Source organism: Luteimonas sp. YGD11-2, from assembly GCF_004118975.1.
Classification (GTDB): domain Bacteria; phylum Pseudomonadota; class Gammaproteobacteria; order Xanthomonadales; family Xanthomonadaceae; genus Luteimonas; species Luteimonas muca.
Map to the genome: position 1 here is coordinate 3,190,533 of NZ_CP035376.1, position 25,897 is coordinate 3,216,429.

A 25,897-nucleotide genomic window follows, 5' to 3' on the forward strand; every position below is an offset into this window, starting at 1 on the left:
CGTCGAAACGAACCCCGCCACGGCGGGGTTCTTTCGTTCACGGGCGCAGGCTCCGGCCACCCGCGCCGAGCTGCTGCTGGATGCCCGCCAGATGGTGGCGCCGTCACCGCATCGCCTGCAGCCGCCACGGTGGCGTTACCCGGCGTATCCGCCGCGGACCGCGAAGCTTCCGGGCGTTCCCGCCTTGCGCGGATGGATCCACGCGCAGACCACCGGCACGCCCGCCAGACCCCGCCCGACGCAGCCGCACCCCGTTGGTGGAGCAGGGCCAAGAAGGCTGAAACCTGCTGTCTACGCCCGGCCCCAGTCGATCTCGCGCACCACCGGGCGCTCGGCCTCGCGCGCCACGGTGACCGTCATGCCCTCGGTTTCGCCGCCGTGCAGCAGCAGGTAGACGGCACCGAGATCGCCGTCCTCGCGCAATTCCCAGTCGCGCACGGTACGCGCGACCTCGATGCGGTCCGGCGCCGGGCCCACCCAGTCGACGAGGTCCTGGTAGGCCTCGCGCAGCGCTGACGGCGGCCAGTCGTCGCGGGCATCGGAAGACAGCAGCAGGTGCGCGCCGGCGTACTTGCCGTGGATCAGCTTGGTCGCGAATTCCACGGCGACGCGGGTGCACGCATCGAGGTCGGCGGTCGGGCTCATCGGGGTGGCAGGCGCTGCACGGGGGAGGTGCTGACGGCGAAACGCTACGTCGGCGGCGGCCGCCGGGCAAGAACCGGCGTCACCACCGCGACGGCCGGCGCCGTCGCGGTCACGGCACGATCCGTACCAGCCGCTTGCCGAAGTTGTCCCCGCGCAGCAGGCCGATCAGGCCCTGCGGCGCGTGTTCCAGTCCGTCGACCACGTCCTCGCGGTAGGCGATGCGGTCCTCGCGCAGCCACGCCCCCATCTCGCGCAGGAACTCCGGATACAACGCGGCGAAATCACTCTGGATGAAACCGCGTACGGTCAGGTGCCGCGACAGGATCAGCCCCATCGCCTGCGGCAGGCGGTCCGGGCCCGGCGGCGGCGCGGTGTCGTTGTAGTGCGCCACCAGCCCGCACACCGGGATGCGCGCGAAGTCGTTGAGCAGCGGCATGACCGCCTCGAGCACCTTGCCGCCGACGTTCTCGAAATAGACGTCGATGCCGTCGGGCACCGCCGCCGCCAGCTGCTCCGCGAAGTCCGGTGCGCGGTGGTCGAGGGCGACGTCGAAGCCGAGTTCGTCGCGCACATGCGCCACCTTGCGCTCGCCGCCGGCGATGCCGACCACGCGCGCGCCGCGCAGTTTCGCGATCTGGCCGACGGTGGCGCCCACCGGGCCGCTGGCCGCGGCAACCACCAGCGTCTCGCCGGGTTTCGGCCGGCCGATCTCCTGCAGCCCGGCATACGCGGTGAAGCCGGGCATGCCGTAGACGCCCAGCGCGGTGGTCAGCGGCAGCGCGGTGGGATCCAGCTTGCGGCTGAGGCTGCCGCCATCGGCGACCGCGTAGTCCTGCCAGCCGCCATAGGCCAGTACCCAGTCGCCCGGGTTCCATTCCGGGTGCATCGACTCGACCACCTGCGCCACGGTGGCGCCGCCGAGGGTTTCGCCGATCTCCAGCCCCCGCGCGTAGGAGCGGCCGGCATTCATGCGGCCGCGCATGTACGGATCCAAGGACAGCCAGTGGTTGCGCAGCAGCACCTGGCCCTTGCGCGGCAGCGGCAGCACCTCGTCGACGAGGCGGAAGTCGCCGTCGACGGGTTCACCCTTCGGGCGTGCGGCGAGCACGATGCGGCGGTTGTGCACGGCATGGCTCATGGCGTCACTCGCTCGAGCTGGCCGCATCGAGCGCGGCGATGTCGGCGGGCGACAGCGGCAACGTCGCGGCACCGAGCAGTTCGTCGAGCTGCGCGGTGGTGGTGGCGCTGGCGATCGGCGCGGTGATCGAGGGCCGCGCGGTCAGCCAGGCCAGCGCGACCTGCGCGGCGGTGGCGCGATGGGTGGCGGCGATGCTGTCGAGCGTCGAGAGGATGCGTTCGCCGCGCGGGTTGAGGTACTTCCCCACCACCGTGCTGCCGCGCGCGCTGCTGCGCACGGCGTCCGCCGCGCTGCGGTACTTGCCGCTCAGAAAGCCGCTGGCCAGCGAGTAGTAGCTCACCACGCCCAGCCCGCGCTCGAGCGCCATCGGTTCCAGTTCCGCCTCGTAGCCGATGCGGTCGTAGAGGTTGTATTCCGGCTGCAGCACCTCGTAGCGCGGCAGCCCATGGCGCTCGGCGATGTCGAGCGCCTCGCCCAGGCGCACGGCGCTGAAGTTGGACGCACCGATGGTGCGCACCTTGCCCTGTTCGATCAGCCGCGAGAACGCGCCCAGCACATCCTCGATCGGCACGCCCGGATCATCCTCGTGGGCGAAGTAGACGTCGATGGTGTCGATGCCCAGCCGCCGCAGCGAGTCGTCGGCGGCGCGCGCGATGTTGTCGGGCGACAGTCCCGGCCGTTCGCTCCACTTCGCGACCTTGGTGGCGATGACCACGTCGTCGCGGCGACCGCTGCGCGCCAGCCAGCGGCCGATCAGGGTCTCGGACTCGCCGCCGCGGTTGCCGGGTACCCAGGCCGGGTAGGCATCGGCGGTGTCGATGAAGCCGAAGCCGCTGGCGGTGAATGCGTCGAGCAGGGCGAACGTGGTGGCTTCATCCGCGCTCCAGCCGAACACGTTGCCGCCGAACGCGAACGGGCGGATGTGCAGGCCGGAACGGCCCAGCGGGCGCAGGTCACGGGGTGCGGTCATGCGCAGGCTCCTTGCGGTCGAAAACCCGGACCCTAGCGCGGAACCGGTTGCCGGGTCGCGAAGGCGCGCGGCCGCAGCGTGTGGCCCGGCGCGTGCGCGGGTAACCTCTGCGGCCTGTCCCCGATCCGGAAACGCCGATGAAGCCGATGCTCTCCGCCGCGCTGTTGCCCGCACTGCTCGCCGCCTGTGGCACGGGCGCCGCCGTCACCGCCGACCCGGCGACCACGCCGGCCACCACCGCGCGTGCCGACAGCGCAGCCGCGCTCGAGCGGGTGATCGCCGGCAACTGGCGCACCCCGGAATTCGCCGCCCGCGACAGCGCGCGCCACCCGAAGGAAACGCTGGCGTTCTTCGGCATCCGCCCGGACATGACCGTGGTGGAGATCGCGCCCGGCGGCGGCTGGTACATGGAACTGCTGGCGCCCTACCTGCGTGACCAGGGCCGCTACGTGGGCGCGATCGTCGACCCGGCCACGGTGGCGCCCGAGCGCCGCGAGGCCGCCGAGCGCGCCCGCCGCGCGCTGGCCGAACGCCAGCCGGCCACGGTCTTCGACCGCGCGACCATCCACGGCTACGACCCGAAGGCGCCGCGCTTCGGCCCGGATGCCTCGGCCGACGCGGTGCTGACGTTCCGCAACGTCCACAACTGGCTGTCGGCGGGCAACGCCCAGGCGATGTTCGAGGGCTTCCACAGGGTCCTGAAGGACGGTGGCGTGCTCGGCGTGGTCGAGCACCGTGCCGGGCGCGAACTGCCGGCCGACGACCGTTCCGGCTATGTCGCCGAGCAGACGGTGATCGCACTGGCCGAGGCCGCGGGCTTCCGCCTCGATGCCCGCAGCGACATCAACGCCAATCCCGCCGACACCCGGGACCACCCCAACGGCGTGTGGACGCTGCCGCCGACCAACCGCCACGAGGATGCCGACGCCGCGAAGTACCGCGCGATCGGCGAGAGCGACCGGATGACGCTGCGCTTCATCAAGGACTGAGCCGCCGCCCCGGCGGCCGAGACGCGGCCACCGGGGCCCGGCAGTCACACCACATGCTCGTTGCTTTCAACAAGCCATACGGCGTGCTGTGCCAGTTCACCGACCGCAGCATGCCGCCGCGGCCGACGCTGGCCGGCTTCGGACTGCCGGCCGGCGTGTACCCGGCCGGCCGTCTCGACCACGACAGCGAAGGCCTGCTGCTGCTCACCGACGATGGCGCCCTCGTGCATCGCATCAGCGACCCGCGCCACAAGCTGCCGAAGGTGTACCAGGTGCAGGTCGAGGGTGAAGCCGACGAGGCGCGGCTGGATGCACTGCGTGCCGGGCCGCTGCTCAACGATGGTCCGACCCGGCCGCCGCAGGTACGCCGGCTGCCGGAACCGCCGTCGCTATGGCCGCGCGACCCGCCGGTGCGTTTCCGCAAATCGGTTCCCGACAGCTGGATCGAGGTGATCCTGCGCGAGGGCCGCAACCGCCAGGTGCGGCGGATGACCGCCGCCGTGGGCCTGCCGACGCTGCGGCTGGTCCGCGTGGCGATCGGGCCATGGAGCCTCGGGGATCTCGCACCCGGGCAGTGGCGCGAGCTGCCGGTCGCCGATGATCCCGCTGAACGCTTCAGACAACCACGCGGCCGGAGCACGCGACCGCACCGCGCCACGTAGTCCGTTCCACCGGGTTCTGCTACCTTCGCAGCTTCCTATTCAGGCTTGTCGGACGTGAAGAAGGTCGTTGCCGGGCGCATCCTCGTGGTCGATGACCAGCCTGCGAACCTGCGGGTGGTGGGCGCGTTGCTGTCGCGCAACGGCTACGAGGTGCTCAGCGCCGCCAACGGCGAGCAGGCCCTGGCGATCGCCAGCGAGACCCTGCCCGACCTGATCCTGCTCGACGTGCTGATGCCCGGCATGGACGGCTTCGCGGTGCTGGCCGAGATCAAGCTGCGCGAACCGCTGATGCGCCTGCCGGTGGTGTGCCTGACGGCCGCGCGCGACCGCGAGCAGCTGCTGCGCGCCTTCGATGCCGGCGCGGTGGACTACGTGACCAAGCCGTTCCTGCCCGAGGAGCTGCTGGCCCGGGTGAGCGCGCACGTGGGCCTCAAGCTCACCCGCGACCGTCTGGAGCGGGTGGCGCGCGAGCGTCAGGAGCTGGTGAACCTGGTCGCCCACGACCTCAAGAACCCGCTGAGCTCGGTGCTGTTCGCCAGCGACATCCTGCGCAACAACGGTGTCGGCCCGGAGCGGGTGCCGCGCTACCTCGAGACCATCTACGAGAGCGCCAGCGATGCGCTGGGTTATATCAAGCGCTACCTGGAAACCCAGCGCAGCCGCCGCGAGGACACCGAGCGCAACGCCAGCGCCTCGCTCAACGAGACCATCGACTGGCTGCAGAACCGCTACGGCCTGCAGTTCGAGGCGCGGTCGCGCTGCATGCGCATCACCAGCCTCGGCACCCAGGACGACGCGACGGTGGCGATCGACCCGCTGGTGCTGCGCCAGGTGGCCGAGAACCTGGTCACCAACGCGATGAAGTACGCGCCCGAAAGCGACCTCGACATCACCTGCCGCCCGGGCGCACCGGGTTACTGGCAGCTGGTGCTCGAGGACCGCGGGCCCGGCATTCCGCCGTCGCGCCAGCGCGAACTGTTCAAGCCGTTCGTGCGCATGCACGAGGGCGGCAACCCCGAGATCGACAGCAACTCCACCGGCCTGGGCCTGTCGCTGGCCAAGCAGATCATCGCCAATGCCGGTGGCCAGCTCTGGTACGAGGACCGTGAGGGCGGCGGCAGCCGGTTCGTGCTGGAACTGGCCGAACGCAAGCTCTGATCCGCGCCGCGGACCAGCCAGACGAAGACGCCGGCACAGTGGCCGGCGTCTTCGCATCAGGCGTGGGCTTCAGTTCGCAGAGGAACCGGACGACGTCGACGACGCATTGTGGTCCTTGCGCGACTGCTGGTTGCCCGTGCCGCTGTGCTCTGCGCTGATGCGGCTCGAAGAGCCCTGGATCGAGCGCTGGGTGCGGCGGCGGGTTTCCTCCTGCTCCTTGCGGCGCTTGCTGGCCCACCACAGCAGGCCTGCGCCGGCGACCACGGCCACCACCACCGAGCTGGAAATGGCCGGATGGCGGCGGATCGAACGGCCGGCTGTGCGCGTGGCCATGCGCGCGGCGCCGAGCGCCGCGCCGGTCTGCAGCCAGGTGGAGGCGGAATGGCGCTGGTGGGGGAGGGCGTGACGGAGGCTGTCGCTGACGTGGCCTGCCAGTTCCATCGCCCGATGCTGGATCAGATCGAATTTGCTCATGGGGTGTCCTCGCATTGATTGAAACGGGGCGAACGTACGCGGGCACTGTCGCGTGGGCGCCGTCGCAATGACGTGATCGGTGGCTGACGCAAGGGTCGGGCCGCCTTCTCCGTTCAGAGAAGCATCGCGCCGGTGCCGGATGACCGGGGACCCGCGCGCTTGTGGAGACCGGACGCGCCGCTGCGGTGGGCGGTCGTCTGCTTCGGTTGGCCTGCTGGAGGATGCGTGGTTGGCTGTCCGGATGAGGGTGCGTGCCTGACGGACGGCACGGCATGCTGCGGTGGCGAATGCGTGCGGAGCCCGCGCATCAGGTGAGCGCGCGGGGCCGATGCGGCACGCCCTGGCGGGACACGCCGTGAATCCGTCCGTGGAGGCTTGTCGGCGCCATCCATGGCGCCGACAGTCCCGCGCGGGCATGCCGCACCGGCCCTCCAGGGTTTCGCCTCGACGGTTGGGGAAAAAAGCGCCCGCGTGGTGGGACGTTCCGGAACACGCTCGCGACGCTACGTCCCGGCGGCCTGCGTGAGGGGTTGCTGCAGGAAGCGTCCGGTCGCGGCAGTCGTGGCCACAGTCGACGTCGCCTCGTGCCACGGGACCGCGCGCGTCACGTCCCGCGCGGCTTTGCCCGATGGGTTGCGGTGGCATTCCAGGGATCATCCGGCCACGGATGTCGGGGATAGCGGCCCTTCATCTCCTTGCGCACCTCGGGGTAGGTGCGGTCCCAGAAGCTGCGCAGGTCGGCGGTGACCTGCAGCGGCTTGCCGCCCGGCGAGAGCAGGTGCAGCAGCAGCGGCACGCGGCCGTCGGCGATGCGCGGGGTGTCGGACAGTCCGAACAGCTCCTGCAGCTTGACCGCGAGCACCGGCGGCTGCGGCATGCCCTCGTGATCCAGCGCGTACGCGACCGCGCGCTGCATGCCGGATGGCACCTCGATGCGCGACGGCGCCAGCCGATCGAGCTGCTGGCGCTGGTTCCAGTCCAGCCGTGCGCGCAGCGCCTCGCCCAGTTCCGCCTCCGACAGCGCGTCCAGCCGGGTCTTGCCGGCGAATGCGGGCCTGAGCCAGTCATCGAGCCCGGCCAGCAACGCCGTATCGGTCACGTCCGGCAGCCCCAGCGACGGCACCCAGGCACGCAGCGAGGCCACGCGCGCCTGCCACTGCCGCAGGCCGGGCGTCCACGGCAGCACTTCGAGGCCGAGCGTGCGCACCGCGTCCGCCAGTGCCTGCGCGGCCTGCGCCGGATCCACGCGGCCGGCGGGGCGACTGTCGAGCACGATGCGGTCGAAGCGCGATTCGCGCCGCGCCACCAGCGCGCGCCGGTCCGCGTCCCACACCGCGCCCTCGTGTTCGACGAAGCGCGCGGCGAAGTCGCGCCGCAGGCGTGCTTCGTCGACCGGGGCGGCGCGCAACAGCCAGGCATCGCCGCGTGGCTCATGGCGCAGTTCGTTGATCACCAGCCACGGCTCGCCGCGCAGGACGCTGTCATCGAACAGCATCGCGGTGCGCCCGTTGGCCAGCTGGTAACGGCGCGCGTCCGTGGGGTGCTGCGCGGCGATGCGATCCGGAAACGCGTGCGCGAGCAGGTCGCCGAGTTCATGCGCCTCGATGCGATCGGGCGGGGCGACGTCGCAACGCAGGCGTCGGCGCCATTGCCGGGTGGCGGCATCGATCGCGGCCAGCGCCGAGCGGCTGGCATCGGCCGGCATCCGTCCGCTGCGGAATGCGGCCAGTGCACGCCAGCGCTCGGCCAGCGCATCGCTGCGGCTGCGCAGCGGATCGCGCGCTTCCAGCAACGCCGCGAGATCCGCCGCCAGCGCCTGTTCGCGCGGCGTGCGCGCGGCCACCAGCATCGCCGCCAGCCGCGGATGCGTGCCCAGCGCGAGCATGCGCCGGCCGGTGTCGGTCACCCCGCCGGTGGCGCTCAGCGCACCCAGCCGCTGCAGCAGTTCGCGCGCGGCCGCCAGTGCGCCGGGCGGTGGCGGGTCCGGGAAGCGCAGCTGGTCGCTGCCCCAGGCCGCGAGTTCCAGCGCAAGCCCCGCCAGCTCGACCATGGCGATCTCCGGCCGCCGCTGCGGTTCCAGCCGCTGCGATTCCGGCCACAGCCGGTACGCCCAGCCGGATGCCACGCGACCGGCACGCCCGGCGCGCTGGTCGGCCGACGCCTGCGCGATCGCGACCACGTCCAGCCGCGAGAACCCGCTGTTGGGATCGAAGCGTGGCTCGCGTGCGAGCCCGCTGTCGATCACCACCCGCACGCCGGGAAGGGTGACCGACGATTCCGCGACATTGGTCGCCAGCACCACGCGGCGGGCGCCATCGGATGCCGGCTGCAGCACGCGTGCCTGCTGTTCCACCGGCAGTTCGCCATGCAGGGCCAGCACCTCGGTCCCCGCCGGCAGTGCCGCGGTTGCCAAGCCCGCGCCGACCCGTGCGATCTCGCGCTGCCCCGGCAGGAACACCAGCACGTCGCCGGGGTGCCTTGCCAGCGCGTGCTCGACCGCACGTCGCGCCTGCACCTCCAGCGACTCCTCGCGTCGCGCCGGCAGGTGGGCGACCTCGACCGCATGGCTGCGGCCCTCGCCCGACAGCCGCGGTGCATCGAGGAAGCGCGCCAGGCGCTCGCCGTCGAGCGTCGCCGACATCACCACGATGCGCAGGTCCTCGCGCAGCTGCGACTGCACGTCGAGCGACAGCGCAAGCCCGAGGTCGGCGGACAGGTGCCGCTCGTGGAATTCGTCGAACAGCAGCGCACCGACGCCGTCGAGCAGCGGGTCGTCCTGCAGCATGCGGGTGAGGATGCCCTCGGTGACCACTTCGATGCGGGTGCGCGCGGACACCCGGTTGTCGAAGCGGATGCGGTAGCCGACGGTGGCACCGACGTCTTCGCCCAGCTGCCGGGCCATGAACTGCGCGGCGCTGCGCGCGGCCACCCGGCGTGGCTCCAGCATCACGATGCGCCTGCCGGAAAGCCACGGCGCGTCGAGCAGCGCCAGCGGTACGCGGGTGGTCTTGCCGGCGCCGGGCGGGGCTTCCAGCACCAGGCGCGTGTGGGCGTGCAGCGTGGCACCGATGTCCGGCAGCAGGCTGTCGATGGGAAATGTCGGGTCCGTCACCCGCAAAGGATAGGGCCTCGCCACACGAGCGATCGCGGGGTGCGGTGGCGCGGGTCGCCATGGCGCGCACCTACAATAGGCACCATGCAACTCATCGATATCGGCCTCAACCTCAGCCACGACAGTTTCGACCGCGACCGCGACGAGGTCTGGCAACGCGCACGCGACGCGGGCGTGGTGCAGGCGGTCCTCACCGGCGCCAGCCGCGAACACTCGCCCAAGGCGCTCGCACTGGCGCGCACGCGGCCGGGCGAATGGTTCGCCACCGCCGGCGTGCATCCGCACCATGCGGTCGAATACACCGGGGAATGCGATGCCGAGATGCGCGCGCTGCATGCGCACCCGGAGGTGGTGGCGGTCGGCGAATGCGGGCTCGACTACTTCCGCGACTTCTCGCCGCGCCCGGCGCAACGCCGCGCCTTCGAGCGCCAGCTGCAGATCGCGGTGGACCTTGCCGTCGACGGCGTGGGCAAGCCGCTGTTCCTGCACCAGCGCGATGCCCATGCCGATTTCATGGCGATCATGAAGCAGTTCGACGGCCGGCTCGGCCCGGCGGTGGTGCACTGCTTCACCGGCACCCGCGAGGAACTGTTCGACTACCTCGACCAGGACTGGCACATCGGCATCACCGGCTGGCTGTGCGACGAACGCCGCGGCCAGCACCTGCGCGACATCGTGAAGAACATCCCCGCCAACCGGCTGATGGTGGAAACCGACGCGCCCTACCTGCTGCCGCGCACCCTGAAGCCGATGCCGAAGGACCGCCGCAACGAGCCGGGGTTTCTGCCGCATATCGTCGAGGAACTCGCGCGCGACCGCGGCGAGGACGTCGCGGTGACCGCGGCGAATGCCACAGCCACGGCAAGGGCGTTCTTCGGCCTGCCCGGTATCGGCTGACGCGGGCGGCGTTCGCGCCCGCACTGCCATACGGCCCGCCGGCGGCAGTGCGCCGACGGGCGTGCGCTCAAAGCCTCACGAGCTCCACCCGCCGGTTTCTGGCGCGCCCTTCGTCGCTGTCGTTGTCGGCCACCGGCGTCGACTGCCCATGGCCCCGGGCCTGGAGTCGCGAGGCGTCGATGCCCTCGCCTGTCAGTGCCGCGACCACGGCCTGCGCGCGCGCTTCGGACAGGCGCTGGTTGTGCGTGGCCTCGCCGGTGGCATCGGTGTGGCCATCGATCGACAGGCGCAGCGAAGGATCGTCCTGCAACAGCGCCAGCACCTGCGCGATCTGCGGCTGCGAATCCGGGAGGATGTCCGCCCTGTCGACGGCGAAATTGACCTCGATCGCCACGCGCCCATCGGCGTCGAGCTGCTGCTTCAGCTGCGACGCCGGCAGCAGGGCCGCGGTCTGCACGAAGCCTTCCCGCTCGGCGACCACCCAGCCGGCGTTGAGGTATTCCAGTCGCGCATGCACCCACACTTCGCGCCCGTCGGGCCGGTCCACCCGGTAGACCAGCGAATCGTAGTCGTCCCAGCTGAAGCCGGTGCCACGGCTGTAGTAGCCCTTCAGATCACGGTCGTAACGCTCCGATGCCTCTGCCGGGATACGGCCCTCGAACACCCGGGTGCCGCCGGCCTCGGCCATCATCGCCTCGATGTTCCGGCGCACCTCGTACATCGAATAGCTGCGCTCCTCCCCGCGCACGGCGGTGGTGAAGGTCCTGCCTTCCACTTCCTCGAAGTCACCGCCGGTCCAGAACGGGTACATGTCGAAGTCGCGCTGCTTGCCGCTGCCGTTGTCATCGTAGGCCGCGGGCAAGGTCAGATACGGGAACCCGTCAGTCCAGCGGGCGGTAGCCGTGAACGGGCGCTCCTCCACCACCACCAGCGCTGCACCATGCGAATGCGTGGACAGCTGCAGCCAGATGCTGCGGTCGGCCTGGCGGATGACGTGCACCGTCGTCGGCGTGCCGGCATCGAGGTTCACGCCCTCGTGAAAGCTGCCGGCGATCTCGTCTTCCAGTTGCGGGCCGTAATACAGGTCGCGCATGAACGGACCCTCGAACACCTTCCTCGCGCCTGCCTGCTCGAACACGGCCTCGAGGTTGCGGCGCAACTCGCGCGGCGAGAACTCCTTGTCGCCTCGCGCCTCGCGGGCGACGCCGATCAGGCTGTTCCAGCTTGCGCCTTCCACCCAGTGCAGGCCGTCGCCAAGCCGGAACGGAAAGCGTGCGAAGGCCCGCTGTCGGGGGCGATTGACCGGGCCGTAGCCGTCGGGCATCGAGAAGAACGGCAGCTCGCCAAGCGCAGCGGAGGACACGGGCACGCTGTCGATGTCGAACGGCACCAGCGTAATCGGGTTGCCTTCCTTGTCGACGAGCGCGGATGCCGGCGCATCGGGCGCAGCCGCCGCGGTCATGGTGGTGTCCGGCGACGGCGGAGGCGTGGTATCGCCCGCAGCCACAACGTCCTGCGTGCTGGCGGTATCGACCGTGTTGCCGGCATCGGATGCGCCGCCGCAGGCTGCGAGCAGCAGCGCAGCCGCGCAGGCGGCCGCGAGAGTTGCCTTGTGCATTCCCCTTCCTCCCTGAGATGGAAGGCGGAAGGCTACACGATCAAAGGCCCGGGATTCCCGGCCGGCTCGCGCACGGCTGCACACGACCGATCATGCCCACGCGCGCCCGCATGTACGACGCACACGACGCGTGAGCGCGTCTCAGCTGCGCAGCCCGACCCCACGTTTCAGCAGCCACAGCCCGAGGGCGCCCAGCACCACCACGAAGCCCAGCATCAGCACGTAGGCGATCCACAGCGGCACGTCCGACTGACCGAGCAGGCCGTAGCGGAAGGCGTTGACCATGTAGAAGATCGGGTTGGCGTGGGTGGCCGCTTCCGCCCAGCCAGGCAGCAGCTTGACCGAATAGAACACGCCCCCGAGGTAGGTCAGCGGGGTCAGGATGAAGATGGGCACGATGGCGACGTCGTCGAACTTCTTCGCGAACACCGCGTTGACGAAACCGGCGAGCGAGAAGATCGTCGCGCCCAGCAGCACCGTCGACAGCGTCACCCACGGATGCGGGATGCGCACGGTGGTGAACAGCATCGCGATGCCGAGCACGATCACGCCCACCATCAGCCCGCGCAGCACCGCGCCGGCCACATAGCCACCGAGGATCACCCACGGCGGCATCGGGCTGACCAGCAGTTCCTCGACATGACGCCCGAACTTGGCGCCGAAGAAGCTCGACGAGATGTTGCCGTAGCTGTTCTGGATCACGCTCATCATCACCAGGCCGGGGACGATGAAGTCCATGTAGCCGATGCCGTCCATGGTCCCGATGCGGCTGCCGATGAGGCCACCGAAGATCAGGAAGTACAGCGTCATGGTGATCGCCGGCGGCACCAGCGTCTGGCTCCAGATGCGCAGGATGCGCATCACCTCGCGGCGGGCGACGGTGCCCAGCGCGACCAGGTTGCTGCGCAGCACGGTGGGTTCGGCGGCGTGTGTCGTGGTGGTGCTCATGCGGCCTCCCCCTGCGCCTGCCCGGCATCGACCGGCGCATCGCCGGTCAGACGAACGAACAGTTCCTCCAGCCGGTTGGACTTGTTGCGCATGGAGCGCACGCGGATGCCGGCGGCGTCGAGTGCGGCGAACACGCGGTTGAGATCCATCGCGCGCGGCATGTCGACATCGAGCGTATGCGCATCCATCGCGCGCACCTCGGTGCCGGGGATCTCGGGCAGCAGCTCGGGCAACGTGCCCTCGACATCGAGCAGGAAGCCCTCGACGTCGAGCTTGGCCAGCAGGCCCCGCATCGGCCCGGACTCGACGATGCGCCCATGGTCGATGATCGCGAGGTTGCGGCAGAGGTTCTCGGCCTCTTCCAGGTAATGGGTGGTGAGGATGATGGTGGTGCCGGCGGCGTTGATCTGCCGCAGCGTCTGCCACATGCCGCGGCGGATCTCGATGTCGACGCCCGCGGTGGGCTCGTCGAGGATCAGCAGCTTCGGCTTCGTCATCATCGCGCGCGCGATCATCAGCCGCCGCTTCATGCCGCCCGACAGCGTGCGGCTCATCTTGTCGGCCTTGTCCCAAAGCTGCGCGGCACGCAGTTCCTGTTCGGCACGCACCACCGCCTCGGCGCGCGGAATGCCGTAGAAGCCGGCGTAGTTGACCAGGATGTCGAGCGGCTTCTCGAACATGTTGAAGTTGATTTCCTGCGGGACCAGGCCGAGCAGGCGCATCGCGCGGTCGCGCTCGCCGTGCAGGTCCACGCCGAACACGCGCACCTCGCCGGAGGTCTTGTTGACCAGCGAGGAGACGATGCCGATCAGCGTCGACTTGCCGGCGCCGTTGGGGCCGAGCAGGGCGTAGAAATCACCCGGCGCGACATCGAGCGAGACGCCCTTGAGGGCCTCGACACCGTTGTCGTAGGTCTTGCGCAGGTCGCGGATGGCAAGGGCGGGCAGGGCCACGTCCGCCCCGACGGAAGCTTGCATATGAACGTCCAGGCCGCGAGGCAGGCGGCGAATCCCGCTAGTATATGCGGCTGCCCGGTGCCCGCCGGCGCGACGCTGCGTTGCGGGACCAGGCGATGCGACGGGCGCGGCCCGCCCGCATCTACCGGGCTGTTCCCGCGGCCGCGCCGCGCCTGCAGATGCACGTCTTGGCCATCCAGCATTTCCCCCTCACGCTTCGTGGACGCCGGATGCTGGCGCCCAGCATCGCCCACCTCACCTTCGAGCGCAGCGATGGACAGCCGGTGCTGTTCGCACCAGGCCAGTTCATCCAGATCCATTTCAGCTACGCCGACGGCACCGCCACCAAGCGCAGCTATTCGCTGGCGACCATCCCCGATGCCGGCGCCACCCCCGGCCCGCAGGTGGAGATCGCGGTGAGCTACGTGCCCGGCGGCGCAGCCACCGCGCTGTTCGAAGGCCTGGAGCCGGGCGATACCGTGGATGCCAGCGGGCCGTTCGGCCGCTTCTGCCTGATGCCCAACGACAGCAACCGCCGCTATCTGCTGATCGCCACCGGCACCGGCGTCACCCCGTACCGCTCGATGCTGCCGCTGCTCGAACAGCAGATGGCGCTGCGTGGCATCGAGGTGGTGCTGCTGTTCGGCGCGCGCAACCCCGATGAGCTGTTGTACGGCGACGAGTTCCGCGCCTTCGCCGACGCACATCCCGGGTTCCGGTTCGTGCCCTGCTTCTCGCGCGAACTGCCGCCGTCGGGCTCGCCGCACGACCATGCCGACGTGCGCCATGGTTACGTGCAGCAGTTCATCGACGAATTCGCGCCGGACCCGATCGGCGACATCGCCTACCTGTGCGGCAACCCGAACATGGTCGATGCCTGCTTCGAGGCTCTGAAGACGCGCGGGCTCGGTGTGTCGCAGATACGCCGCGAGAAGTACGTCAGCTCGAAATAGCGGTTCCGCGGCGGATGCCCGGCCGCGCGCACCCTTGCGAGCCCCGGCAATGCACCCGGCAGTGGCGGCAGGCGCGACGTCGCCCACCGTGGATCAGCACCGGGCTCCGGAGCGCCACGCTGCCGGGGCGCATGACCGTTCGCGCCCGCTGGCATGACCAGATGCACGCGTGTGTCGTCCGCGCCCGGGCCTAGACTGGCCGCCTGTTGCGGCAGGAGGGGGCCATGGAATCGCATCCGGCACAACGTGCGCTGTATCCCGCATTCATCGACCCGCCACCGCGCCCGTGGTGGCGTCGCGCGCTCGCGCCGGCGGCGGGATTCGTTGCGGGCGTGGGCGGCGGCATGCTGATCGCCCATCTCGCGTTCGCACCGGCCGGGCCGCTGCACGGGCTCGGTAGCAGCGGCCTGATCGCCACCCTCGCCACCCTGGCAGTGGGCCTGTGGCTGCATGTGATCCTGCACGAGGCCGGGCATGCGCTGGCCGGGCTGGCGGTGGGGATGCGGATCGTCGCGCTCGGAATCGGCCGCTGGCGCTTCGAGCGCGGCGGCGATGGCTGGCGTGCCTGGCGCGGGCCCAGCCTGGCCGGAGTGGGTGGATTCGCCGCCCTGGTGCCCGGCCCCGGGCGCGGCGGTGGTGCACCTGCGCAGGCGGTCTACCTGCTGGGCGGGCCGCTGGCCAACCTCGTCGCTGGCGCTGGCGCCTGCGTGCTTGCCATCGCCCTTGCCTCCACGGCGCCGGCCTGGGTCGCGGGCGCGATACTCGGTCTCGGCATCAGTGGCGTGCTGATGGGTGCGATCAACCTGGTGCCATTCCGCACCCATGGCTGGCGCAGCGACGGCATGGGCCTGGCCGACCTGCTGCTGGGCCGCCCGGATGCGCGGCTGCTGCAGCGTGCACAGGCAGCGATGGCGCTGTCGGCCGCCGGCACGCGTGCGCGTGACTGGCCTGCCGACGTGGTTCCCGCCGAATCCGGACTGGCCGCGGCCAGCGTGGGTGCGGCAACGATGGTGCGGCAGCTCCGGCTGGCGCGGGCGGTCGACGCCGGCGACCACATGGCTGCGTCGGAAGCGGCTCACGCGCTTGTGGCCGGTGCGGGCACGCTGCCTGCGACGTTCCGCGGCCAGGTGGCGTTGTCGATGGCGGCGTGGGCGGCGCGCTGCAGCGCCGACACCGCGCTGCTCGAGGCCTGGCGCGCGCACTGCAGCGGCGCGATCCTGGATGCCACGCCAGTGTTGCACTGGCTCGATGGCGAACTCGCACGTCGCCATGGCGACCACGCGGCGGCGCGACGCGAGCTCGCAGCCGCACGCCGGACCCTCGGGCGCCTGCCCGATGCCGGCGGGGCGAAGGCGCTTTCCGATTCCCTGGACCGGCTGGAGCAGGCGCTGCAGGACGCGCCGCCGGGCGGGGCCACCGCCTGCCGGCCCGCGGGCACGGCGGCAGCCGCCACCACATCGGCGATGTAAAGGACGCTTGACACGAACCACATGCGGGGCACATGCTCGATGTCAAGCACACTTGACACACGCCAATGACGATGACGCCTGCCGCACGCCGCTACGGCCGCGAATTCCTCCCGGCCATGGCCGCCTATGCCGTGATGCTGCTGGCATCGACATGGCTGCTGCGCTCGATCGACTCCACCCCGCTGCGCGCATTGCTGGCACTGCTGCCGTTCGTGCCGGTGGTGTATGCCGCCGGCGCCCTGCTCCGCTTCCTGCAGGCGATCGACGAGTTCCAGCGCAAGCTGCAGCTGGAGGCGTTCGCGCTTGCGGCCCTGGCGTTGACGCTGGGCAGCTTCGCGCTCGGCCTGCTGACCGCCGGCGACGTCATCGTGCTTCCCGCCGACCTCGTGCTGCTGCTGGTGCTGCCCGCGTTCTGTGTGCTGCACGGCCTGTTTGCCTGCCTGGCGGCGCGGCGCTACCGGTGAGAAGCCGCATCCGCGAACTGCGCGAGGCGCAGGACTGGTCACAGTCGGACCTCGCCGAACGTCTGCAGGTGTCGCGACAGACGGTCAATGCCATCGAGACCGGCAAGTACGACCCGAGCCTGCCGCTGGCATTCCGCATCGCGCGGCTGTTCGGCAAGCGCATCGAAACCATCTTCCAGTACGAGGACGACGCATGAGATCTCCAGTTCCATGGACCGCCACGCTGGCCTTTGCCACCGTGCTGCTGGCCGGCTGTGACAGCGCGCCGGAGACATCCGCCAGCGGCGGCCGCTTCGGCAGCCTGGCGCTCGAGGCCTGTTCCACCGGCGAGGGGGCGATGCGCGCCGAGGCGATGTGCGGGACCCTCGAAGTGCCCGAGGACCGCAATGCACCCGATGGCCGCAAGATCGCGCTCAATATCGCGGTACTGCCGGCGCGCAACGACAGTGGGCTGGAGCCGGTGTTCTTCCTCGCCGGCGGCCCGGGCCAGGCGGCCACCACGCTCGCCGGCCATATCGGCAACGCTTTGCGCGATGTGCGCCGTTCGCGCGACGTGGTGCTGGTCGACCAGCGCGGCACCGGCAGGTCCAACCCGCTCGATTGCGTGGATGCCAGCGGCGAGCCGATGGACACGGACCTCTCGCAGGTGACCGATGCCGACGGCATCGCGCGCTATGCGGCGGCCTGCGCGCAGGGCCTGGCCGGCCGTGCAGATCCGCGCTTCTACACCACCGCCGAGGCCATCGCCGACCTCGATGCGGTCCGCGAAGCGCTCGGCGCCGACACCATCAACCTGGTCGGTGGTTCCTACGGCACCCGTGTCGCCCAGCAGTACGCGATGCGCTACCCGGACCACGTGCGCACGATGGTGCTCGACGGCGTGGCACCCAACGACCTCGTCGTGGGTGGCGAATTCGCCCGCACCTTCGAGGATGCCCTCGCGCTGCAGGCGGCACAGTGCAATGCCGACGCCGCCTGCCGCGCGCGCTTCCCGGTGGATGCGCCCACGCGGCTTCGCGAAGTGATCGCGCAACTCCAGGCGCAGCCGGTCGAGGTGGAGTACCGCAACGCCACCACCGGCGCGATCGCCCGCGACACCGTCACCGCCGACACCGTGACCGGGCTGGCATTCCTGTTCTCGTATGCGCCGGAAACCGCCTCGCTGCTGCCGCTGATGCTCGAGGAGGCATCTGAAGGCCGCTACGGCGCGCTGCTCGCACTGACGCGCATGACCGGGCAGCAGTTCGCCGGCGGAATGAACCGCGGCATGCAGTGGTCGGTGCTGTGCGCCGAGGACGCGCCGCGCTGGAATGCCGACAGCGGCAGTGCCGACGGCACCATCCTCGGCGCCGAGGTCGCGCGGATGTTCTTCGCAGCGTGCCCGGCGTGGCCGCACGGCGCGGCCGATCCGGCGCAGGCGCAGCCGCTCGAAAGCGACATTCCCACGCTGCTGCTGTCGGGCGAGCTCGACCCGGTGACCCCGCCCGCCTATGGCGAGCGCGTGGCTGCAGGCCTCGCCAACGGTCGCCACCTGGTGCTGCGCGGCCAGGGCCACGGCACCCTGCATCTGGGCTGCACGCCGAAGCTGGTGGCGGGCTTCATCGAGGATGCCGACACCGCGTCGCCCGATCCCGCCTGCCTCGACAGCCTCGAGGGCGTGCCGCCGTTCACCAGCTTCAACGGGTGGGATCCGTGATGGCCGCGTGCCTGCACCGCTCGTCGCTCCGGTTGGCGACGTTCCATTCGACCCGATCCGCTTCGTCATGTCGCGCAGTGCTTCGCGCGGCACACCGCCCCGCTTATTCCCGTCGATGCGGCACCCGCGACGCGGCGTGCGCACCCGGCCCATACCAGCGAGCCCAGTGATGATCACAGCACAGCATCTGCACAAGGCGTTCAAGACCCGCACCGGCACGGTGAAGGCGGTCGATGGCGTCGACTTCACCGCCGAGGACGGCCGCATCACCGGCCTGCTCGGTCCCAACGGCGCCGGCAAGACCACCACCCTGCGCATGCTCTACACGCTGATGCGCCCGGACAGCGGCAGCGTGCGCGTGGATGGCATCGATGCCGGCGAGGACCCGGCCGCGGTGCGCCGCATCCTCGGCGTGCTGCCGGACGCGCGCGGCATCTACAAGCGGCTGACCGCGCGCGAGAACATCCGCTACTTCGGCGAGCTGCACGGCCTGCCGCGTGCACTGGTGGACGAGCGGATCGACGCGCTGTCGGCGCGGCTGGACATGGCCGACATCCTCGACCGCCGCACCGAAGGCTTCAGCCAGGGCCAGCGCACCAAGACCGCGATCGCGCGTGCCCTGGTGCACGACCCGCGCAACGTGATCCTCGACGAGCCCACCAATGGCCTCGACGTGATGACCACCCGCGCGATGCGCGAGTTCCTCTTCAGCCTGCGCGACGAGGGGCGCTGCGTGGTGTTCTCCAGCCACATCATGCAGGAGGTCGCCGCCCTGTGTGACCGCATCGTCATCATCGCCAAGGGCCAGGTGATGGCCGCCGGCACCGCCGACGAACTGCGCGAACGCTTCGACGAGCCCAACCTCGAGGACGCTTTCGTCAAAGCCATCGGTTCCCAGGAGGGCCTGTTCGCATGAATGCTCCGCGCTCGAACGTGTTCGCCCCGCTGTGGGCGGTGATGCGCAAGGAACTCGTCGACATCGGCCGCGACCGCCGCACGCTGGCGCTGATGCTGCTGCTCACCCCGTTGCTGACGCCCTTGCTGCTGATCGGTATGTCGTCGCTGGCCGAGAAGCGCATCCGCACCCAGACCGAACAGACCCTGGAGGTCCCGGTCGCCGGTGCAGAGCGCGCGCCCAACCTGGTCGCATTCCTCGCCAGCCGCGGCATCACCGCGGTGGAGCCGCCGGCCGATCTCGACGCCGCGATCGCCGACCAGTCGGTGGACGTGGCGCTGGAGATCGCCCCCGACTTCGCCGAGGCCTGGCATGGCGGGCGCGCGGCGGGTGTCGATGTCGTCACCGACAGTACCCAGCGCAATGCCGAAGTGCCGGTCGCACGCGTGCGCGGGGCGCTGGAGGCCTACAGCCAGCAGGTCGGCGCGCTGCGCCTGGTCGCACGCGGCATCGATCCCGGGGTGGTGCGGCCGGTCGGTGTCGGTACCCGTGACCTCGCCAGTGACGCGGCGAAGCAGAGCATGGTGCTGGCGGTGTTCCTGCCCTACCTGCTGCTGCTGTCGGGGTTCCTCGGCGGCATCTACCTGATCGTGGATGCGACCGCTGGCGAGCGCGAGCGGCAGTCGCTCGAGCCGTTGCTGGCCACGCCGGCGGCACGGGGCGCGATCGTCAGCGGGAAGATGGCCGCGGGCTGCGTGATCGGCATCACCTCGCTGCTGCTCACGCTGCTCGCGCTCAAGGGCAGCAGCATGATGGGCGACACCGCCCGCATGCTCGACGTGCGCTGGCTGGCGATCGGAAAACTGCTGCTGATCCTGCTGCCGATGGTGGTGATCGGCACGGCGCTGTTCACCTTCCTCGCCGCCGCGGCCAAGAGCGTCAAGGAAGCCCAGAGCCACATGAGCTGGCTGATGCTGCTGCCGATGGTGCCGTCGTTCGTGCTGATGGTGAACCCGATCAAGACCGAGGGCTGGCAGTTCGCGGTGCCGTTCCTGGCGCAGAACCAGATGATCCTGAAGGTGATCCGCGCCGAGCCCATCGACGCCGCGACCTGGGGCATGTACCTCGCCGCGGCGCTCGCGCTGGCCGCGGTGCTGTGGCTCGCCGCGGTGCACCGCTACGGGCAGGAACGGCTGGCGGTTTCCGGCTGACGGTTGCGGCGACCTGGAGGAACGTCTGCAGGTTCCGGCACGATGGCGCACAGCTGGAGTGTCGTGCGCGTGGTTGCTCCGTTTGAGACCCGCGCTGCCCGTCGCGCGCACCGGGGGGTGTGCTCCCCCGGCCGGAGTCCGCGTCCGGCTACCACGGCCGGCCGCCGGCCATCCATGGCCGGCTGGGAGCACACCCCCCGGTGCACGCGACGGGCTCAGGCAAATCGTGGGCTTCGGCACGGAGATCCACAGCGGCTGCGGCGGCAGCCACGAAGCCCTGACCGCTTTCGTCGCTGACCTTCGTTCCGACGCGGCGGCAGGTTGGGGCCCGCCGCGGACGCAGGGGGATGTCCAGAGCCGGCCATGGATGGCCGGCGGCCGGATGTGGGAGCAGGACACGGAGATATCCGGCTGGGCATCCCCCTGTGGCCGTGGCGGGCCGCCGGGCATTCCCTTCACGGAGAAGATCCACGAAAAAGGCCCGGTCAATGCCGGGCCTTTTTCGTTCCCGCGCGGCGCGATCAGCCGCCGCCGGGGGTGAAGCCGATCGTGCGCCGCGTGGTGATCGGTGCATCCATCGGCTCGAAGCGCCAGCGGCGCACCGCGGTCAGTGCTTCGCGGTCGAACACCCGCGGCGGGTCGGCGCGCACGACGCGTGCATTGGAGACCGAGCCGTCGGCGGCCACGGTGAACTCCACCAGCACCTCGCCGGACTGCCCGCCGCGCAGCGCCTCGGGCGGATAACGCGGGGCCGGCGTGCTGATCGCGCGCAGGTCGGCCGCCGACGGCGCCACGAATGCCGGTGCCGCGGAAGCCGCCCGCTGCTGCGCGGCGCGCTCCTCGTTGGCGCGCTGCTCGGCGGCACGTCGTTCCGCCGCCTGGCGCTCCGCCGTCTCGCGGGCCTCCGCGTCGCGCGCCGCCTGCTGTTCGGCTTCACGGCTGGCTTCCTGCTGTGCCGCCAGTTCACGTGCGGCCTGTGCCTGCTGTTCCTGCTGCTGCTTCGCGCGCTCGGCCTCGAGCTGCTTGCGGCGCTCGGCTTCCTGCTCCGAGCTCAGCGCCTGCTGGGCGATGCGCTGCTCGCTCGCGGCCTGTGCATTGTCGATGCTGGTGCCCAGCCGGCCGACCGCCGGGTGGCTGCCGTCAGTGCGCTGGATCAGCGCCTGCAGGCGGCGCGCCTCCTCGAAGTCCTCGCGGTCGCGCGCCTGCTCGGTGGCGATCACCGCCATCGGCAGCAGGTCGATCAGCGCGCTCGAGGCCCCGGCGTCGCCGGGCTCGCGCTCGCGCAGCGCGAGGTAGTACTCCATCGCGTTGTCGCCGGCCGGCGCGTACAGCCGGCTCTCCTGGTAGGCCCTGGACGCCGCCGCGCGCAGTTCGTCGACGCTGAGCGTGGCCACCGCGTCCGATGCCGGCGCGTCCTGGCTGACTGCGGCGGCCGGCTCCCCGGGCGCGGTCCCCACCGCGCTGTCGGCGGGGGCCGGATCCCCCGAACACGCGGCCAGCGCGCAGGCCAAGGCCATCGCGATCAGGCGCCGGTTCCACATGGTGTTCCCCTTCGGTGTCGCCAACATCTGGTGTTCCCCCCTGGTAGTGCGTCACGCACCGTCGCGTAGGACGCGATAGCCGCGACGATTTGTCAACCGTCGATGTCGCGGAAACCGCGCCGCCAGCCCTTCCCCGGCCGGCGTTTCGCGCACGCTCCGCATTATTTGCCGATGCAGAATGTCGAGAAGATATGCCCGAGGAGATCGTCGGGCGTCACCCGCCCGGTGATCTCGCCCAGGGCGTCGTGGGCCACGCGCAGGGCCTCCGCCGCCAGCTCCAGCCGCTCGGCGTCGAGCTCCGCGGCCGCCTGCGCCAGGTCCGCCTGCACCCGCAGCAGCGCATCGACATGCCGCGCGCGCGCCGTGAAGGCATCTTCGCCCGTTGCCCCGTCCGCCTCCAGCAGCGTGGCCAGGTGGCTTTCCAGCGCCGCCAGACCGTCACCGGTGCGCGCGGAGATCCGCAGGCCCTCGACTGCGGCCGTGCTGTCCGGGCCGACAAGGTCGGTCTTGTTGAGCAGCACCACTTGGCGCGGCACGCCTGCCACTGATGCGGCGACCGCGGCCAGTCCACCGGCGGGATCGCGCGCATCGACCACCACCAGCGCGAGGTCGGCACGCTGCAGCTCGTCATGGGCGCGACGCATGCCCTCGCGTTCGATGGCATCGCCGCCCTCGCGCAGGCCGGCCGTGTCGACCAGGGTGAGTTCGATGCCGCCCACGCGCACGGTCTCGCGCAACAGGTCGCGGGTGGTGCCGGCGATATCGGTGACGATCGCGCGCTCGTTGCCGGCCAGCGCGTTCAGCAGCGAACTCTTGCCCGCATTGGGCGGACCGACGATCACCGCATGCCAGCCTTCGCGCAGTTTCCGGCCGCGCTGCGCGGCGGCGAGCAGCGCCTGGAGGGTGTCACGTGCGGCGGCAAGGTCGCGCCGCAACCCGGCACCGCCGAGGGTGTCGATGGGTTCGTCGGCGAAGTCGATCGCCGCTTCCACCTGCACGCGCAGTGCCAGCAGCGCGTCGGCCAGCGCATCGACCCGCTGCGAGAACACGCCGTCGAGCGAGCGCCGCGCGGCGCGGGCCGCACGCACGTCGGCGGCGGCGATGAGGTCGGCGACCGCCTCGGCCTGGGCGAGGTCCAGCCGGCCATTGAGGTAGGCGCGCTCGGAGAATTCGCCGGCACGCGCGGGCCGCGCCCCGAGCTCCAGTGCGCGCCCGACCAGCGCCTGCAGCACCGGCCGGCTGCCATGCGCCTGCAGTTCCACCACGTCCTCGCCGGTGTAGCTGGCCGGCGCGCGGAACCACAGCGCCAGGCCGTCGTCGATCACGCCGCCGTCGGCGGCATGGAAGCGCACGTGGTGGGCGTGGCGCGGGCGCAGCGTGCGTGCACAGATCGCCTCGGCGATGCCGCGCGCCTGCGGGCCGGACAGCCGCACCACGCCGATGCCACCCGCGCCGGGCGCGGTGGCGATGGCGACGATCGTGGCGTGGCGGGAAGTCATCGGCACAGGGTTCGCGGGCATCGTCCGGCCAGCCAACGCACGGAACCCGCCATCAGGCGGGTTCCGTGGGGCGTCAGGCCTTGGCCGGCTTGCCACCGGAGGGCTTGTCGTCGGCGTACTTGCGGATCAGCAGCCACTGCTGCAGCAGGCCCAGCGCACCGTTGGTCACCCAGTACAGCACCAGGCCGGCCGGGAAGAAGATCATGATCACGCCGAACACCAGTGGCATGAAGGTCATGATCCGCTGCTGCATCGGGTCCATACCGGTCATCGGCGACAGGCGCTGGGTGGCCCACATCACCGCCATGTTGAGCACTGGCAGGATGAAGTACGGATCGCGCGCGGTGAGGTCCTGGATCCACAGCATCCACGGCGCATGGCGCAGTTCCACCGACTCCAGCAGCACCCAGTACAGGGCGAAGAAGATCGGCATCTGCAGCAGGATCGGCAGGCAGCCGCCGATCGGGTTGATCTTCTCCTTCTTGTACAGCTCCATCATCGCCATCTGCAGTTTCTGGCGGTCGTCGCCATAGCGCTCCTTGAGCTGCTGCATGCGCGGCTGGAACTTGCGCATCTTGGCCATCGACTTGTACTGCGCCTGCGACAGCGGGAACAGCGCAAGCTTCACCAGCACCACCAGGCCGACGATCGCCCAGCCCCAGTTGTTGAACAGGCCGTGCAGCAGGTCGAGCAGGCGGAACAGCCACTCGCCGAGCACCGCCATGACCGTGAAGCGCGAATAGTCGACGGCGCGATCGAGCCCGCGCACGTCCTCGGCGCGGATCAGGCCCACCAGCTTCGGCCCCACCCACAGCCGCGCACTGGTGGTGACCGCCTGGCCCGGGCCGACGGCAACGCCGGGGCCGAGTTCACGGATGAGATGCGGGCTGCGCGCGCCAGCGCCATCGACATGCAGCGAGACGGTGGTCTCGTCCTGGCCGTCGGGAATCCATGCGCTGAAGAAATGATGCTGCAGCAGCGCGATCCAGCTGCCGGTGCCGCGCTGGTTGACGGTGCCGTCGTCGATGAAGTCGGCGAACTTGCGACGGCCGAAGCCATCCTGCGCGGTATGCCAGACGCCGCCGTTGAGGCTGAAGGACTCCGGATCCGGATTCATCCAGTTGCCGGCGGTGACCGGCGGCACCTTGGCCAGCTGGCGGTAGATGAAGCCCTGCCACGGCTGCGCGCCGCGGTTGATCACCTCGTCGCGTACTTCGATGGCATAGGTGCCGCGGCGCACGGTGTAGGTACGGCGCACGGTGACGCCGTCGGGCCCGGTCCACACGAACGGCACGCTGACGCTCTCGCCGTCGGCGTCGAGCACGTAGTCGTTGCGCCCGCCTTCGGGAACGAACTCGGCCTCATGGGTTGGCGCGGTGCTGGTGCTGCTGACCCAGCCGACCTGGGCGGCGTAGAAGCGCGAGGGATCCGGGTCGAGCAGGGTGACCGGCGGGCTGCCGGCCTCGCGGGTCTGCGGGTACTGCAGCAGCTCCGCCGACACCACGTTGCCGCGCTCCAGGGTCATGCGCAGGACATCGCTGGTGATGGTGACCGGGGCCACCGTGCCGGCCGTGGCGGGGGCAGCGGCGCCGACCACTCCGGGTGCAGCGGGCGCCGACGGGGTCGCCACGCTGGGCGCCTGCGGGATCGAGCCGGGAGCGGCACCGGGAACGGCGGCGGTGGTCTGGCTGGGCGTGGCGCCGGCCACGGGCGCGACCTGTTCCCGGTTCCATGCCATCCACAAAAGCGTCGCCACCATCAGCCAGGCGAGGATCAGGAAGGTACGGGTCTGGTTCATCAGGCAGGCACGCTCACGGGCCGGTGGAAGCCGGCGCGTCCGGAGGAAGGGGAGACGGATCGTCGGCGGGCATTGTGCCGGCCGGGGTGGCGACGGGCAACGCGCCGGCACGCTGCAGCAGGCGCAGGAAACCGTCGCGCAGTGCGCTGTTGTCGGCCTGGCGGGCAGACGGTCGCGCCACCAGCACGTAGGCGCCCGGGGCGAGTGTGCCCTGCAGGCGGCGGAACTGGTCGCGGATCACCCGCTTGATGCGGTTGCGACCCACCGCGGTCGGATCCACCTTGCGCGAGACCGCCAGCCCGAGACGCACCGGGCCGTCATCGGCGAGCCGGTGCAGGGCCATCATCGGAGAGGCCGTTCGCCGCCCGTGCTGGAAGACGCGGTCGAATTCCGCGCGCGCACGAACGCGCGCCTGCTTGGGGAAGCGGGCGGCTGTCATCGGAACGACTGCGGCGCGACCGGCACCTCGAGGGTGCGCGGCCGCGGCCGGCATCAGGCGCTGAGGCGCTTGCGGCCCTTGGCGCGGCGACGGGCGAGGATCTTGCGGCCGTCGGCGGTCGCCATGCGGGCACGGAAACCGTGGTCGCGCTTGCGCTTGAGGTTGCTGGGCTGGTAGGTGCGCTTGGTGGCCATGGGGTTGCTCGTGCATGTGGTCGCGAATGCTCGCGACGGAAAGAACCGGCGATTCTAGCGGGCGCCCGGGTCGCACGTCAACGCAACAGGGCGCGCGGACCGTCGGCGCGGATGCTTCCGGGGGGGGCGCGGTGGTAGTCTGCCGGCCCACTCCCGCGCATCGTGCGCGCT

General features: G+C 70.9%; 24 protein-coding genes. 11 read left to right on the forward strand and 13 right to left on the reverse strand.

Annotated features, from left to right (window positions below):
* Positions 1 to 291: 291 nt before the first annotated feature.
* The 3 genes from ERL55_RS14670 to ERL55_RS14680 all read right to left on the reverse strand — a co-directional run bounded on the left by ERL55_RS14670 (position 292) and on the right by ERL55_RS14680 (position 2,753).
* Positions 292 to 645, reverse strand: a complete 354-nt coding sequence (locus ERL55_RS14670) for a hypothetical protein (RefSeq protein WP_129137094.1) — start codon at positions 643 to 645, stop codon at positions 292 to 294.
* Positions 646 to 754: 109 nt separating this feature from the next.
* Entirely contained in the window at positions 755 to 1,783 is a 1,029-nt protein-coding gene (locus tag ERL55_RS14675) for an NADP-dependent oxidoreductase (RefSeq protein WP_129137095.1), read from the reverse strand.
* A 4-nt stretch (positions 1,784 to 1,787) separates the two neighbouring features.
* Positions 1,788 to 2,753 carry an aldo/keto reductase gene (locus tag ERL55_RS14680; RefSeq protein WP_129137096.1) on the reverse strand — a complete coding sequence of 322 codons (966 nt, stop codon included), beginning with the start codon at positions 2,751 to 2,753 and terminating at the stop codon, positions 1,788 to 1,790.
* A gap of 137 nt (positions 2,754 to 2,890) precedes the next feature.
* Between ERL55_RS14680 and ERL55_RS14685 the strand changes: the two genes are divergently transcribed.
* From ERL55_RS14685 to ERL55_RS14695, 3 genes are read left to right on the forward strand one after another with little or no spacing between them, the layout of a single operon-like run.
* On the forward strand, positions 2,891 to 3,742 hold the full coding sequence (locus tag ERL55_RS14685; RefSeq protein ID WP_129137097.1) for a methyltransferase domain-containing protein: 852 nt from the start codon (positions 2,891 to 2,893) through the stop codon (positions 3,740 to 3,742).
* A 53-nt stretch (positions 3,743 to 3,795) separates the two neighbouring features.
* Positions 3,796 to 4,404, forward strand: a complete 609-nt coding sequence (locus ERL55_RS14690) for a pseudouridine synthase (protein ID WP_129137098.1) — start codon at positions 3,796 to 3,798, stop codon at positions 4,402 to 4,404.
* Between the two features lie 54 nt (positions 4,405 to 4,458).
* Positions 4,459 to 5,562, forward strand: coding sequence for a hybrid sensor histidine kinase/response regulator (locus ERL55_RS14695; protein ID WP_164972223.1), 1,104 nt, complete (start codon positions 4,459 to 4,461; stop codon positions 5,560 to 5,562).
* A gap of 69 nt (positions 5,563 to 5,631) precedes the next feature.
* On the opposite strand, the gene ERL55_RS14700 is transcribed toward ERL55_RS14695, so the two are convergent.
* Together ERL55_RS14700 and hrpB are read right to left on the reverse strand one after the other, a co-directional pair.
* Positions 5,632 to 6,036: a hypothetical protein gene (locus ERL55_RS14700; RefSeq protein ID WP_129137100.1), complete on the reverse strand. Its 405-nt coding sequence runs from the start codon at positions 6,034 to 6,036 to the stop codon at positions 5,632 to 5,634.
* A 604-nt stretch (positions 6,037 to 6,640) separates the two neighbouring features.
* Positions 6,641 to 9,148 carry an ATP-dependent helicase HrpB gene (gene hrpB, locus ERL55_RS14705; protein WP_129137101.1) on the reverse strand — a complete coding sequence of 836 codons (2,508 nt, stop codon included), beginning with the start codon at positions 9,146 to 9,148 and terminating at the stop codon, positions 6,641 to 6,643.
* Between the two features lie 84 nt (positions 9,149 to 9,232).
* Between hrpB and ERL55_RS14710 the strand changes: the two genes are divergently transcribed.
* Positions 9,233 to 10,045 (forward strand): TatD family hydrolase, encoded by an 813-nt coding sequence (locus ERL55_RS14710; RefSeq protein ID WP_129137102.1) that lies wholly within the window; start codon positions 9,233 to 9,235, stop codon positions 10,043 to 10,045.
* Between the two features lie 67 nt (positions 10,046 to 10,112).
* Here the strand turns inward: ERL55_RS14710 and ERL55_RS14715 are convergent, their stop codons facing one another.
* From ERL55_RS14715 to ERL55_RS14725, 3 genes are all read right to left on the reverse strand, one after another.
* Positions 10,113 to 11,663 carry an OmpA family protein gene (locus tag ERL55_RS14715; RefSeq protein WP_241685789.1) on the reverse strand — a complete coding sequence of 517 codons (1,551 nt, stop codon included), beginning with the start codon at positions 11,661 to 11,663 and terminating at the stop codon, positions 10,113 to 10,115.
* Between the two features lie 141 nt (positions 11,664 to 11,804).
* Positions 11,805 to 12,611 carry an ABC transporter permease gene (locus ERL55_RS14720; RefSeq protein WP_129137103.1) on the reverse strand — a complete coding sequence of 269 codons (807 nt, stop codon included), beginning with the start codon at positions 12,609 to 12,611 and terminating at the stop codon, positions 11,805 to 11,807.
* Positions 12,608 to 13,588: an ABC transporter ATP-binding protein gene (locus ERL55_RS14725; protein ID WP_129137104.1), complete on the reverse strand. Its 981-nt coding sequence runs from the start codon at positions 13,586 to 13,588 to the stop codon at positions 12,608 to 12,610. The genes ERL55_RS14720 and ERL55_RS14725 overlap by 4 nt, the downstream gene beginning before the upstream one ends.
* Positions 13,589 to 13,746: 158 nt before the next feature.
* On the opposite strand from ERL55_RS14725, the gene ERL55_RS14730 reads away from it, so the two are divergent.
* From ERL55_RS14730 to ERL55_RS14760, 7 genes are all read left to right on the forward strand, one after another.
* Positions 13,747 to 14,520 (forward strand): FAD-binding oxidoreductase, encoded by a 774-nt coding sequence (locus ERL55_RS14730; RefSeq protein WP_129137105.1) that lies wholly within the window; start codon positions 13,747 to 13,749, stop codon positions 14,518 to 14,520.
* A gap of 224 nt (positions 14,521 to 14,744) precedes the next feature.
* Complete coding sequence (locus tag ERL55_RS14735; RefSeq protein WP_129137106.1) at positions 14,745 to 15,989, forward strand: M50 family metallopeptidase; 1,245 nt, start codon at positions 14,745 to 14,747, stop codon at positions 15,987 to 15,989.
* 65 nt (positions 15,990 to 16,054) lie between these two features.
* A complete protein-coding gene (locus ERL55_RS14740) occupies positions 16,055 to 16,453 on the forward strand; it encodes a hypothetical protein (protein WP_206733333.1) in 399 nt (132 codons plus the stop codon).
* Positions 16,450 to 16,650, forward strand: a complete 201-nt coding sequence (locus ERL55_RS14745; protein ID WP_129137108.1) for a helix-turn-helix transcriptional regulator — start codon at positions 16,450 to 16,452, stop codon at positions 16,648 to 16,650. The genes ERL55_RS14740 and ERL55_RS14745 overlap by 4 nt, the downstream gene beginning before the upstream one ends.
* Positions 16,647 to 18,149, forward strand: coding sequence for an alpha/beta hydrolase (locus tag ERL55_RS14750; protein ID WP_129137109.1), 1,503 nt, complete (start codon positions 16,647 to 16,649; stop codon positions 18,147 to 18,149). Before ERL55_RS14745 ends, ERL55_RS14750 begins: the two co-directional genes overlap by 4 nt.
* 169 nt (positions 18,150 to 18,318) lie before the next feature.
* The gene (locus tag ERL55_RS14755) at positions 18,319 to 19,065 is read left to right on the forward strand and encodes an ATP-binding cassette domain-containing protein (RefSeq protein ID WP_129137110.1); all 747 of its coding nucleotides are present in this window, start codon (positions 18,319 to 18,321) and stop codon (positions 19,063 to 19,065) included.
* Positions 19,062 to 20,255, forward strand: coding sequence for an ABC transporter permease subunit (locus ERL55_RS14760; RefSeq protein ID WP_129137111.1), 1,194 nt, complete (start codon positions 19,062 to 19,064; stop codon positions 20,253 to 20,255). The genes ERL55_RS14755 and ERL55_RS14760 overlap by 4 nt, the downstream gene beginning before the upstream one ends.
* A 521-nt stretch (positions 20,256 to 20,776) precedes the next feature.
* Here ERL55_RS14760 and ERL55_RS14765 read toward each other — a convergent pair.
* From ERL55_RS14765 to rpmH, 5 genes are all read right to left on the reverse strand, one after another.
* Complete coding sequence (locus tag ERL55_RS14765) at positions 20,777 to 21,796, reverse strand: energy transducer TonB (protein ID WP_129137112.1); 1,020 nt, start codon at positions 21,794 to 21,796, stop codon at positions 20,777 to 20,779.
* Between the two features lie 161 nt (positions 21,797 to 21,957).
* Positions 21,958 to 23,295, reverse strand: coding sequence for a tRNA uridine-5-carboxymethylaminomethyl(34) synthesis GTPase MnmE (gene mnmE / locus ERL55_RS14770; protein WP_129137113.1), 1,338 nt, complete (start codon positions 23,293 to 23,295; stop codon positions 21,958 to 21,960).
* Between the two features lie 73 nt (positions 23,296 to 23,368).
* Positions 23,369 to 25,093, reverse strand: coding sequence for a membrane protein insertase YidC (yidC, locus tag ERL55_RS14775; protein ID WP_129137114.1), 1,725 nt, complete (start codon positions 25,091 to 25,093; stop codon positions 23,369 to 23,371).
* Between the two features lie 13 nt (positions 25,094 to 25,106).
* The gene (rnpA, locus tag ERL55_RS14780) at positions 25,107 to 25,586 is read right to left on the reverse strand and encodes a ribonuclease P protein component (RefSeq protein WP_343132714.1); all 480 of its coding nucleotides are present in this window, start codon (positions 25,584 to 25,586) and stop codon (positions 25,107 to 25,109) included.
* The gene (gene rpmH, locus ERL55_RS14785) at positions 25,586 to 25,726 is read right to left on the reverse strand and encodes a 50S ribosomal protein L34 (RefSeq protein ID WP_027070414.1); all 141 of its coding nucleotides are present in this window, start codon (positions 25,724 to 25,726) and stop codon (positions 25,586 to 25,588) included. The genes rnpA and rpmH overlap by 1 nt, the downstream gene beginning before the upstream one ends.
* Positions 25,727 to 25,897: the final 171 nt, after the last annotated feature.

Bases quoted from the DNA above. Each gene is read 5' to 3' on its own strand.
- ERL55_RS14670 (WP_129137094.1), bottom strand. From the start codon at position 645: ATGAGCCCGACCGCCGACCTCGATGCGTGCACCCGCGTCGCCGTGGAA.
- ERL55_RS14675 (WP_129137095.1), bottom strand. From the start codon at position 1,783: ATGAGCCATGCCGTGCACAACCGCCGCATCGTGCTCGCCGCACGCCCG.
- ERL55_RS14680 (WP_129137096.1), bottom strand. From the start codon at position 2,753: ATGACCGCACCCCGTGACCTGCGCCCGCTGGGCCGTTCCGGCCTGCAC.
- ERL55_RS14685 (WP_129137097.1), top strand. From the start codon at position 2,891: ATGAAGCCGATGCTCTCCGCCGCGCTGTTGCCCGCACTGCTCGCCGCC.
- ERL55_RS14690 (WP_129137098.1), top strand. From the start codon at position 3,796: ATGCTCGTTGCTTTCAACAAGCCATACGGCGTGCTGTGCCAGTTCACC.
- ERL55_RS14700 (WP_129137100.1), bottom strand. From the start codon at position 6,036: ATGAGCAAATTCGATCTGATCCAGCATCGGGCGATGGAACTGGCAGGC.
- ERL55_RS14710 (WP_129137102.1), top strand. From the start codon at position 9,233: ATGCAACTCATCGATATCGGCCTCAACCTCAGCCACGACAGTTTCGAC.
- ERL55_RS14715 (WP_241685789.1), bottom strand. From the start codon at position 11,663: ATGCACAAGGCAACTCTCGCGGCCGCCTGCGCGGCTGCGCTGCTGCTC.
- ERL55_RS14720 (WP_129137103.1), bottom strand. From the start codon at position 12,611: ATGAGCACCACCACGACACACGCCGCCGAACCCACCGTGCTGCGCAGC.
- ERL55_RS14725 (WP_129137104.1), bottom strand. From the start codon at position 13,588: ATGCAAGCTTCCGTCGGGGCGGACGTGGCCCTGCCCGCCCTTGCCATC.
- ERL55_RS14730 (WP_129137105.1), top strand. From the start codon at position 13,747: ATGCACGTCTTGGCCATCCAGCATTTCCCCCTCACGCTTCGTGGACGC.
- ERL55_RS14735 (WP_129137106.1), top strand. From the start codon at position 14,745: ATGGAATCGCATCCGGCACAACGTGCGCTGTATCCCGCATTCATCGAC.
- ERL55_RS14740 (WP_206733333.1), top strand. From the start codon at position 16,055: ATGACGATGACGCCTGCCGCACGCCGCTACGGCCGCGAATTCCTCCCG.
- ERL55_RS14750 (WP_129137109.1), top strand. From the start codon at position 16,647: ATGAGATCTCCAGTTCCATGGACCGCCACGCTGGCCTTTGCCACCGTG.
- ERL55_RS14755 (WP_129137110.1), top strand. From the start codon at position 18,319: ATGATCACAGCACAGCATCTGCACAAGGCGTTCAAGACCCGCACCGGC.
- ERL55_RS14760 (WP_129137111.1), top strand. From the start codon at position 19,062: ATGAATGCTCCGCGCTCGAACGTGTTCGCCCCGCTGTGGGCGGTGATG.
- ERL55_RS14765 (WP_129137112.1), bottom strand. From the start codon at position 21,796: ATGTGGAACCGGCGCCTGATCGCGATGGCCTTGGCCTGCGCGCTGGCC.
- mnmE (WP_129137113.1), bottom strand. From the start codon at position 23,295: ATGACTTCCCGCCACGCCACGATCGTCGCCATCGCCACCGCGCCCGGC.
- yidC (WP_129137114.1), bottom strand. From the start codon at position 25,093: ATGAACCAGACCCGTACCTTCCTGATCCTCGCCTGGCTGATGGTGGCG.
- rnpA (WP_343132714.1), bottom strand. From the start codon at position 25,586: ATGCCGGCCGCGGCCGCGCACCCTCGAGGTGCCGGTCGCGCCGCAGTC.
- rpmH (WP_027070414.1), bottom strand. From the start codon at position 25,726: ATGGCCACCAAGCGCACCTACCAGCCCAGCAACCTCAAGCGCAAGCGC.